Source organism: Archangium sp., assembly GCF_036389735.1.
Lineage (GTDB): Bacteria > Myxococcota > Myxococcia > Myxococcales > Myxococcaceae > Archangium.
Window position 1 is genome coordinate 1 of the sequence record NZ_DASVWK010001034.1, and the last position, 9,778, is coordinate 9,778.

General features: G+C 69.2%; 13 protein-coding genes and 1 pseudogene. 9 read left to right on the forward strand and 5 right to left on the reverse strand.

Features of this window, described 5'->3' with window-relative positions; genetic code table 11:
• The 3 genes and pseudogenes from VF794_RS36855 to VF794_RS36865 all read right to left on the reverse strand — a co-directional run.
• Positions 1-439, reverse strand: a pseudogene (locus tag VF794_RS36855) (ABC transporter permease); the annotation flags it as partial.
• Between the two features lie 5 nt (positions 440-444).
• Complete coding sequence (locus tag VF794_RS36860) at positions 445-1,137, reverse strand: ABC transporter ATP-binding protein (protein ID WP_331117889.1); 693 nt, start codon at positions 1,135-1,137, stop codon at positions 445-447.
• Between the two features lie 65 nt (positions 1,138-1,202).
• Complete coding sequence (locus tag VF794_RS36865; RefSeq protein ID WP_331117891.1) at positions 1,203-1,877, reverse strand: hypothetical protein; 675 nt, start codon at positions 1,875-1,877, stop codon at positions 1,203-1,205.
• 234 nt (positions 1,878-2,111) lie between these two features.
• On the opposite strand from VF794_RS36865, the gene VF794_RS36870 reads away from it, so the two are divergent.
• The 5 genes from VF794_RS36870 to VF794_RS36890 all read left to right on the forward strand — a co-directional run bounded on the left by VF794_RS36870 (position 2,112) and on the right by VF794_RS36890 (position 6,458).
• On the forward strand, positions 2,112-3,254 hold the full coding sequence (locus tag VF794_RS36870) for a response regulator (protein WP_331117893.1): 1,143 nt from the start codon (positions 2,112-2,114) through the stop codon (positions 3,252-3,254).
• A 92-nt stretch (positions 3,255-3,346) separates the two neighbouring features.
• Positions 3,347-4,096 carry a YebC/PmpR family DNA-binding transcriptional regulator gene (locus VF794_RS36875; RefSeq protein ID WP_331117895.1) on the forward strand — a complete coding sequence of 250 codons (750 nt, stop codon included), beginning with the start codon at positions 3,347-3,349 and terminating at the stop codon, positions 4,094-4,096.
• Between the two features lie 84 nt (positions 4,097-4,180).
• Entirely contained in the window at positions 4,181-4,756 is a 576-nt protein-coding gene (gene ruvC / locus VF794_RS36880; RefSeq protein ID WP_331117897.1) for a crossover junction endodeoxyribonuclease RuvC, read from the forward strand.
• A complete protein-coding gene (gene ruvA / locus VF794_RS36885; protein WP_331117899.1) occupies positions 4,753-5,364 on the forward strand; it encodes a Holliday junction branch migration protein RuvA in 612 nt (203 codons plus the stop codon). The genes ruvC and ruvA overlap by 4 nt, the downstream gene beginning before the upstream one ends.
• 116 nt (positions 5,365-5,480) lie before the next feature.
• On the forward strand, positions 5,481-6,458 hold the full coding sequence (locus VF794_RS36890) for an SH3 domain-containing protein (RefSeq protein ID WP_331117901.1): 978 nt from the start codon (positions 5,481-5,483) through the stop codon (positions 6,456-6,458).
• Here VF794_RS36890 and VF794_RS36895 read toward each other — a convergent pair whose 3' ends face one another.
• A complete protein-coding gene (locus tag VF794_RS36895; RefSeq protein ID WP_331117903.1) occupies positions 6,459-6,629 on the reverse strand; it encodes a hypothetical protein in 171 nt (56 codons plus the stop codon).
• Positions 6,630-6,641: 12 nt separating this feature from the next.
• Positions 6,642-7,289 (reverse strand): TraR/DksA family transcriptional regulator, encoded by a 648-nt coding sequence (locus VF794_RS36900; protein WP_331117905.1) that lies wholly within the window; start codon positions 7,287-7,289, stop codon positions 6,642-6,644.
• 203 nt (positions 7,290-7,492) lie between these two features.
• Between VF794_RS36900 and VF794_RS36905 the strand changes: the two genes are divergently transcribed.
• The 4 genes from VF794_RS36905 to VF794_RS36920 all read left to right on the forward strand — a co-directional run.
• The gene (locus VF794_RS36905; protein WP_331117906.1) at positions 7,493-8,086 is read left to right on the forward strand and encodes a hypothetical protein; all 594 of its coding nucleotides are present in this window, start codon (positions 7,493-7,495) and stop codon (positions 8,084-8,086) included.
• Between the two features lie 11 nt (positions 8,087-8,097).
• Entirely contained in the window at positions 8,098-8,379 is a 282-nt protein-coding gene (locus tag VF794_RS36910) for a hypothetical protein (RefSeq protein WP_331117908.1), read from the forward strand.
• Positions 8,380-8,413: 34 nt separating this feature from the next.
• A complete protein-coding gene (locus tag VF794_RS36915) occupies positions 8,414-9,154 on the forward strand; it encodes an alpha/beta hydrolase (RefSeq protein ID WP_331117910.1) in 741 nt (246 codons plus the stop codon).
• A 155-nt stretch (positions 9,155-9,309) separates the two neighbouring features.
• The coding region (locus VF794_RS36920; protein WP_331117912.1) for a nuclease A inhibitor family protein at positions 9,310-9,778 on the forward strand (469 nt) is incomplete at its 3' end.

The window sequence follows — 9,778 nt, forward strand, 5'->3', positions numbered from 1 at the left end:
GCACGAGCAGGAACGGCACGATCAGCAGGCCGTAGCTGAACAGGGACAGGCCGAACGCCGCGCTCGCCACGATGATCATCACCAGGAGCCCCACCGAGCTCGTCAGGATGCTCGTGAGCACGAGCCCGCCGAGGTACTCCGAGGTGGAGAGCGGCGTCGCGAAGAAGTTGAGGAAGTTGCGCGACCAGACGTCCTCGAAGAACGCCATCGCCACGCCGTGCATGACCCGGCTCAAGAAGTCCCAGAGGAGCACCGCTCCCAGGAGCGTGGGGACGAAGTCGAGGCCGGATCCGGAAACGGTGTTGAGGTAGCGGGTGAGGAAGCCCCACAGCACGATGTCGATGGCGACCCACGCGAAGAGCGGGAAGACGCGCGCGGGGCTGCCGCGCAGGAGGTAGAGCTGACGGAGGACGATGGCGCCGACGCGGTGCGGGGTCATGGGGCTCAGCCTCGTTCCAGCGCGAGCGGCTCCCGCGCCACGGTGATGAACAGCTCCTCCAGCGTCGCCTTGCCGTGCTCGCGCGGCAGGGTCCTCGGGTCGCCCTCGAGCAGGATCTTCCCTCGCGAGACGAAGAGCACCCGGTCGCAGACCTCCTCCACCTCGTACATGTTGTGCGAGGTCCAGAGCACTCCACCGGTGCCCTGCGTGACGGACTCGCGGATCCGCGTGCGGAGGTCGCGCGCCGTCGAGGGATCCAACGAGGCCGTCGGCTCGTCGAGGAGGAGCAGTTGCGGACGGTTGAGCAGGGCCTTGGCCAGGGCCACCCGCGTCTGCTCACCCGAGGAGAGCACGCCGCACTTCGTGTCGCGGAACTTCTGGAGGTCGAACTGCGTGAGCAGCTCCTCGATGCGCTCCGAGAGCCCCTTCACGCCGTAGATGAGGCCGAAGACGCGCAGGTTCTGCCACACGGTCAGGTTGCCGGGCAGGGGCGCGTAGACGGCGGCGAAGTTGGTCCGCGTGAGCGCCTGGGCGCGGTGCTTCGCCAGGTCCACGCCCTCGACGTGGATGCTCCCCGAGCTGGGCTCGAGGACGCCGAGGATCATGTTGATCGTCGTGGTCTTCCCGGCGCCGTTGGGCCCCAGGAGCCCGACGATCTCCTGGCGGCCCACGTCGAACGAGAGGCCGTCGACGGCCACGGCGGCGCCGTACTGTTTGCGCAGCGCCAGGACCGAGAGGACCTTCGGAGCAGGAGGGGAGGGGCTCAGAAGAGTCTCACGCCCAGGCCCAGGCGCACACCGTAGCCCAGGCGCGTCTGCGGCACTCCGCGCAGCTCCTTGAACGCGTCCACCCCCAGCTCGCCCACCGCCAGCACCGACAGGTCCTCGCCCAGGTAGATCTCCGCGCCTCCGCCCGCCATCGGCTTGAAGCGCCACGTCCCCGAGGGGTTCAGCCCCAGGTCGAACGGCGCCTCCACCAGCCCCACCACCGCCACCGTCTCCACCACCCGCCACGTGGCCACCAGCCCCGGATCCACCCTGAGGAACAGCCCCGGGAAGTTCTTCTCGTCGAAGTACCGGCTCCCCGTGTCCCCCGTCAGCCCCAACCCCAGTTCTGGTGCCACCGCCCACGCCCCGCTCGTCCACACCTGCCGCCTCGCTACCGCCTCGCCCGTCACCGCCAGCCGCAAGTAGTCGAACCGGGCCTTCACCCCCAGCTCCCAACCCACGATTCCCTGCCGGTACGCCACCCCCACCTCCGGCACTCCCACCCACCCGGCCACCGCCGTCGCCCCGTCCGGCATCGCCGCGGGCGCCACCACCGCGCCGAAGCTCCGCCGCTTCGTCTCCAGCCTCGCCGCTTCCGCCGCCTCGGGCTGCGCCTCCTGGGCCACCGCCACCAGCGGAACCAGCACCCACACCAGCATCAGTCGCGTCATAGGCCGCCCACTCTGCCGCCTCGCCCCCCGACCCGTCGAGCGTTTCATTGCCGCTCTGGTTGCTGCTTACCCAACAATTTCAAGCCCTTGGGTTCCAGTGCTACGCTCTTCTCGGGTATAGCCAGGATTACCCATCGTTCCGTGGTAGTCTTCTTTCCCTGAATGTTGTAGTTTTTCACGGTTGGTGAACACCGGGGTCCCCATCCAAGGACCTCCGCTCCAGGAGTCTCTCCCATGGCCGCCAGTACACCTCGCGCCACAGTCCTCGAGCCCGCCTCCTCGTCCGCCTTCGCTGATGTCAGCCCCCGGCGGCGCTCCACCCGTTTCCGCCCCCGCGTCCTGCTCGTCGAGTCCGACAAGGACGTGCGCTCCGCGCTGGCCCTGGGCCTCGTCAGCGCCGGCTTCGAGGTGGTCGCCGCCCCCTCCATCGAGGACGTGCTCGGCGAGCTCGCTCCGGGCAACCCCCTGCCGCACCTCGTCATCGCCAACGTCGAGTCCAGCGATGCGGGCCTGGACGGCTTCTCCTTCTGCGAGCGGCTGCGCGCCGAGGCCCGTACCGAGCACCTCCCCGTCTACCTCCTGTCGCGCCACGAGGCGCCCGACCACCGCGAGCGCGCCGAAGCCGTCCGCGCCGACGACTACCTTCCGCTGCCCCTGCCCTCCGAGGTGGTGGTGTCCCTCGCCCGCCTCAAGGCCGGCCGCAGCACCTCCGCTCCCGCCTACGAGGCCCACTCGGTCCGCTTGCCCCTCCCCCAGGTCGTCCACTCGCTGCTGTGCGGCTCGCGCACCGGCCGCATCGATCTGCGCGACAACGAGGGCTGGCTCACCTTCCGTCAGGGCCATGTGGTGGACGCCTCCTTCGAGGGCGAGCGCGGCCTGACCGCCATCCGCCGTCTGCTCTTCTTCGGCTCGGGCGCCTACGCCGTCTCCTTCGGGGAGGCGCTCGCCGACGACAGCAAGCCCGTCCTCAACCTGAAGATCTACGCCTCGCTGCTCCTGCCGGCCGCCGAGCGCTTCGCCGCCCTGTGCTCGCGGGGCATCCCCCTGTCCGCGCGCCTCACCGTGGACTTCAAGCGGCTGGCGGACGTACTCAAGTCGCTCCCCGATGACGTGAGCCGTGTCATCCGCCTCTTCGACGGCCAGCGCACCGTGCACATCGCCCTGCTGGAGTGCAGCCTCTCCGAGGTCACCACCCTGGAAGTCGTGACGTGCCTGTACGCGCAGGGCGTGCTGGTGCCGGCCAACCTCATCGCCGAGCGCGAGCCGCCGCCGGCCGTCATCCCGCCCTTCTTCGAGCCGGTGCTCACCTCCGAGGGTGAGGAGGAGGAGCCCTTCTCCGAGGCCTTCGAGGCCGAGAGCCCGTCCCGCGCGGCTTGAGCTGTCCGGAGGGCAGGGGAGGACCTGGGTGTTTGTTTGACTCCGCTGCCTCGTCCGAGGCAGAAGGCGCGACATCCAGGAGGTCACTTCCCGTGTCCGGTCACAACCGATGGTCGAAGCTCAAGCGGTACAAGGCCGTGGTGGGGGCGAGCAAGGGCAGGCTCTACAGCAAGGTGATCAAGGAGATCACCGTCTCCGCGAGGCTGGGGGGGGGCAATCCCGACGGGAACGCCCGGCTGCGCGTGGCCATCGCCGCGGCGCGCGATGCGAACATGCCCAACGACACCATCCAGCGCGCCATCAAGAAGGGCACCGGCGAGCTGGAGGGCGAGGCCTACGAGGAGATCGTCTACGAGGGCTATGGCCCCGGGGGCGTGGCCATGCTCGTGGAGTGCCTCACCGACAACCGCAACCGGACCGCGAGTGAAGTGCGCTCCGCCCTATCCACGGGTGGGGGCAACCTGGGCGCCGAAGGCTCGGTGAACTGGATGTTCCACAAGAAGGGCGTCATCACCCTCAAGCCCGGTCCCACCGAGGACCAGGTCATGGAGAAGGCCATCGAGGCCGGCGCCGAGGACGTCATCAACCACGGCGAGGACGGCTTCGAGGTGCGCACCGCCCCGGTCGACCTGCACGCGGTGGGCTCCAGCCTGGAGTCGGCGGGCCTGAAGCTGAGCGAGCAGAAGTGGACGTACATCCCGCAGAACACCGTCCGGGTCGAGGGCGACAACGCCAAGAAGATGCTCAAGCTGATGGAGCTGCTCGAGGACAACGACGACGTGCAGAACGTCCACGCCAACTTCGAGATGGACGACGCCCTGATGGACTCGCTCTCCGCGTAGTAGGGCGGGCGGGCATCGACACGGAGGCGGCCCGCGCGTTATAGGGCGGGCTGAACCCCTGTTCCGTTGTTCTCGGAGAGGCATTTGCGCGTCCTAGGCATCGACCCCGGCAGCCGCTTCATGGGGTATGGCGTGGTGGAGGAGCGGCGCGGTCGGCTGGTCCATGTGGGGCATGGCGTCATCAAGGTGGACGCCGATGATTCGCTGGAGCTGCGGCTCAAGGAGCTGCACGACTCGCTGCTGACGGCCCTGAAGCTCTACAAGCCCCAGGCGGTGGCGGTGGAGGGTGTGTTCACCTTCCGCAACGCGCGCAGTGCCCTCATCCTCGGGCACGCCCGGGGGGTGGCGCTGCTGGCCGCCGCCCAGGTGGGGCTGGCCGTCCACGAGTACCCGCCCGCCAAGGTGAAGCGCTCGGTGGGCGCGGGCGGCGCGGCCGACAAGGACGCGGTGATGCGCATGGTGTGCACCTTCCTCGAGCTGGAGGAAATCGAGCGCGCCGACGCCAGCGACGCGCTCGCGGTGGCGCTGTGCCACCTGAACCACAGCCGTGCCGGCCTGCCGGCCATGGCGGGCAAGGTGTCGAAGTCGCGCCGCAAGTCGGCGCAGGCGCAACTGGCCGACAGGCTGGCGCCGTCCTACCGGCGACCGGAGGCGAGATGATCGCGGCACTGCGTGGCATCGTGCAGGAGAAGAGTCTCGACGAGGCCATCATCGACGTGGGCGGGGTGGGCTACCGCGTGTCCTTCTCCTCGCTGACGCTGGGGCGGCTGCCCCCCGAGGGCGAGCCCGTGCAGGTGCGCATCCGCACCGTGGTGCGCGAGGACGCCTTCGAGCTGTTCGGCTTCCTCTCGCGAGGCGAGGAGGAGCTGTTCCTCCTGCTCAACTCGGTGTCCCACGTGGGCCCGAGGCTCGCGCTCGCGGTGCTCTCCGGCATGGAGCTGCCGGAGCTGGTGGCCGCGCTCGGACGGGGCGAGGTGGCCCGCCTCACCAAGATTCACGGGGTGGGGAAGAAGACCGCCGAGCGGCTCGTGTTGGAGCTCAAGGACAAGGTGAAGACGCTGCACCTGGAGCAGGTGGCCGCCCAGGCGAAGCCGGCGATGCCCGAGTCGAGCCACCAGGCGGACCTCATCTCGGCGCTCATCAACCTCGGCTACAAACAGCCCCAGGCGGAGAAGGCCGCGGAGTCCGCCAGCGAGCGGCTCGGCGCCGAGGCCGCCTTCCAGGCCCTCTTCCGCGAGGCCCTCAAGGTGCTGCGCGCCAGCGCTTGAGCGGAGTCCAGAAAACCACAAAGCCCGTGAATCCTGCTCTATCCGGGAAAACCTGTGATAGAGCGGGGAGGCCGCCCGTCGCCATGGGGTGGTCCCCCCTCGCAAGGAGTCACCCCTTGAAGGTTTCAGGCTTCCGTTCGCTGTTGCCCTTCCTTCTCGCCACCGCGCTGGCCGCCTGTGGCCCGGAGCTGGACGAAACCCCGTCGGTTCCCGCGGGTGAGCTGGAGACGAATACCGCGGCGGTCATCAGCGGGGCCTCGCGCGGCTCCACCGTGCAGGTCTCGGCCACGGACGGCGTCAACGTGCGCTCCGGGCCCGGGACGACCTACGGCGCCCTCGTGACGGTCCCCTATGGGAAGACGGCCACCGTGCTCAACGCCACCCCGAGCAATGGCTTCTACCAGGTGGACTACCAGGGCACCGTGGGCTGGACGCACGGGGACTACTGGAACGTGATCGCCGGGCTCTGGGTGAACGGCTACCAGCTCAACGCCACCCAGGAGAAGTGGGTGCGGTGGATTGGCACGTACACCGTGCCGAAGCTCCTGGGGACGCGCAACGAGCGCCTCACCAAGGCCGCGCGCGTGGCGTGGTGGTCCCTCAAGGAGGGCGTGCTCGACCTGCCCAACCCCTTCCCGTACTCCAACTGCAACTACACCACGGGGGATGCGCGCATCGGCCCCCTGGAGGTGTGCCCGAGCGGCCGCGCGTGGCAGGTGGGCATCTCCGGCGTCCAGGTGCCCAACTTCAGCATGGCCACGGTGCAGAACACCTCGGCCTCCATCCACTCCACGCTGACCGAGGCCCAGGTGCTCGGCGCCAGCGCCAGCCAGGCGGGCTATGCCTCGGGGACGAGCACGTACAACAGCATCGTCAACTCCACGGGGGAGCTGCGCAAGTCCTGGCTGATGCGCAACCACGCGGTGGGCGTCACCCTCGAGGAGACCACCGTCACCTACGAGTGCGTCACCAACAGCTTTGGTTGGTGCTACGGCACGGCCTGGCCCACCACGGCCCGCTACGCGCCCAACCGCGCCGAGGCCCTGGAGTCCATGCAGGAGCTCAAGGCCATCATGGACGGTCTCGCGCCGTAGCTACTGGTCGCTCCGGCCGTTTTCCTCGCCCACCGCCAGGGTCGTCAACCTGTCGGTGGGCTTGGACTTCTCGGGCTTCTCAGGCTTCTCGGAGGGCTTTCCGGTGCCCTTCTTGAGGAACTTGGGAAGCTCGAACTTGATGAACGGCGGGCCCTTGCTCTTCTTCGTCACGACAGCTCCCCCTCAGAAGTAGACGACGGAGACCTGGGGCTCGGGCTGGGTGTCCGCGGTGCCCTCGCGCTTGCGCTGGCACGAGGCACAGCACTCCGCCCACGGGACGATCTGGAGGCGCTCCAGGAGGATGGAGGAGCCGCAGTCCTCGCACTTGCCGTAGGCGTCACCGCCCGAGGTCAGCTTCTGGAGCGCCCGCTCCACCCGGGGCAGGAGCACCGGATCCCGCTCCTCGCCGGACTCCTCGGCGTCGCGGAGCTGGAGCTGCTGGTTCTCGTCGATCGTGCTCCACACCCACTCGGGCGGCTCGTGGCCCGACATGACGTAGCGCAGGACGTGGAGCTGGTGCTCGGCCTCCCGGCGGTGGGCCTCGCGGCGCATCTTCACGAGCGCCGGGTGCTCCATCAGGCGCCCGAGCCTCGACTGGACCTCCGCTCGCAGCGACAGCTCCTTGGTGATGAGCGCGATGTAGGCCTCGGGGGTCAGCCCCCGGGGCTCACAGACCTGCTGGAGCACGCGCTCGAAGATGGGCTCGATGCCGACATTGGCGGCGGTGGCGATCCACCCGGTGGACGAGGCCAGCGCTTCGAGCGTGGAGAGCACCGTCCGGTGGACCTCGAGCCACTGCGGAGGGGGACCTTCTGGGGAACCGGTCGTCATGCTTGGGGTCACATCTAAGCACACGGGGCCAGGGTGCACACCCCGCCCGTCGAGCCTCCCCGAAATGACTCCGAGGGTAAGCGTCCGGGGGCCGACGTCTTGCTTGAATCCGGACGATGCACGGGGCCAGATAGGGGCCCGGGTGCCAGGAGGGAACTGAGATGGCCGGTCCTTCGCGGTGGTGGGACAGTGCGAGAGAGTGGGTGGGGAAGCTGCCGTCGGGGCTCTCCGGGGAGGTGGCGGTGGACGTGGGCCGCAAGCGGGTGCGGCTGTCGCACGCGCGGGTGGAGGCGCTCACCCGGCGGGTGCTGCGCGACGTGCGCCCGCTCACCCTGGGAGAGTGGGCCAACCTGCCGCGGGTGTATGACGTGAGGGTGGGCGTCTCCGGGTGGAAGCTGCGCGTGGAGGTGGCCCTGGAGCGGCTGGAGTTCGCCTCGGGCCGCTACCACCTGACGCTGCGCACTCCGGGCCGGGTGGACCTGGAGGAGTCCAGGATGGCGTCCGCGCTGGTGCAGGGCGTGATGCGCGTGGGTGGCGGGAAGGCCGCGCTGCGCACCCTGCTGGAGCAGGTGCTGCCCCCGGGGCTGGGCTGGGACGGGCAGCGCTTCACGGTGGCGGGGGCGCTGCCGAAGGAGGGCGTGGTGGCGGCGCGTCTCTTCGAGTCCTCCTCCCTGGTGGTGAACGCCGAGCATGTGGCGGAGGGATTGTGGCTGTCGGCCGAGGCCTGGCCCGGCCTGGTGGACCTGATGCAGGCCGTGCTCACCGTGGACCTTCCGCGCAAGCCGCCGGGGACCTGAGGAAATCGAGAATGCAGCTTCGCAAGAGGGCGTGGTGGCTCGTCGCGCTGAGCGTGACGGGCATGATGCTGACGGCCTGCGGGAAGAGTGAGTATGACCTGCGGTGCTCGGTGGACAGGGACTGTCTGGAGTCCGAGCTCTGCCATCCAGACGAGAAGCTGTGCGTGCCGCGCTGTAGCACCGTCGCGAATTGCCTCCCGCCCTACAAGCTCTGTGAGCCCATCGGTCCCACGAACAGCGAGAAGATCTGCAAGTGCCCCCCGGACGGTTGTCGAGGCGGCACGAACCCGTAGCGGGGATGTCTGTCTCTCCCGCTAGACTCTCGCCATGCCCGACGAATACCGGTTCTTCGTGGATGGACGCATCCCCGTGCTCAAGCTGCACTACGAGCCCCGGCCGGGTCCGGCGGTCATCATGCTGCATGGGCTCGGCGCGAACGCCGACGGCCAGCGCTGGGAGTTGGATGCGCTCGCGAAGTGGGGCTTGAGCGCCGTCGGGGTGGACGCCCCGCACCACGGGGCCCGGCGCGATGGGTGGCTCGATGAGATGGCGCGGCTCGGTCCGCCCGAGTCCCATGCCCGCCTGCTGCACGCCGTCCGCGAGGCCGCCCACGATGTCTCACGGGTCATCGACCACGTGGTCTCCGAGGGGCACTGGCCCATCGGGCTCGCCGGCATCTCGTTCGGCGCGTACACGGCGCTGACCGTGGCGGCCCAGGATTCGCGGGTCCAGGCCACCGTGTCGATCCTCGGCTCTCCGGACTGGACGCCCCGGGAGGGGCCCATCACCGATGAAATTCGCGAGTTGATGCACCACGCGCCGGTGCACCGCCCGTGGGACTGCGCACGCCACCCGCTGTTCCTGGTGAACGCGGGCCGCGACAGCGTCGTCCCGCCGCACTGGGCCCGCGACTTCGCACGGAATATCTGGGAGCACCATCCCCATCTGGGCTCACACGTCGAGCACTACGAGTACCCGGAGTCGGACCACACGATGCGGGAGCAGGATTGGAACGATGCCATGAGCCGGACACTCGGCTTCCTCCGGCGGCACCTCTACCGGGAGTGACGCCGCCTGTTGTCGCCAGGACTCCGACGTGAACAGGGGCAGCCCGCTCCTTTCGGATTCGGACAGGTCGCTTCCACTGGCACCGGGTCGCCATGGTCGGTAGCGGTGCCAGTCACCAGCACTTCTTCCGGGGTTCCACCCGGTGGAGGTGTCTCGTGCAAGCTGGACTGAAGCGTCTCGGGATGTTGGCGTTCTCGCTGGTGGCCTTGGGTTGTGGGAGCACCGCCGAGGGGGAGCGCGTGACGTTGACGTCCGTGGAACAGGCGGTGGCCACGCCGAGACAGGAGCGTGAGCTGGCGCGACTCCAGCGGCAGGTGGAGCGGATCACCCAGGGCCTGCTGTTCCTCAGTGAGAGTGATGCCCGCTTCATCTTCGTCGCCGATGCGGACGCGGGCGTGACGGATGTCACGCCGGAAGCGGTGGTCTCCTTCCTTTCCGACGAACACGATGGGCGGACGGACCTCTTCGTCCCGAACAATCCGCCGCTGGCACCGCTGGCGGGACGGCCCTTCGAAGTGGTGGCCGCGGACGCGTTCTTCGCCCGCATCATCGGCAACCTGGATCCGGCGGACCCCGCGTCGCGCGAGACAGCACGCCGGCTGCGCCAGCTCCAGCGGGTGCTGG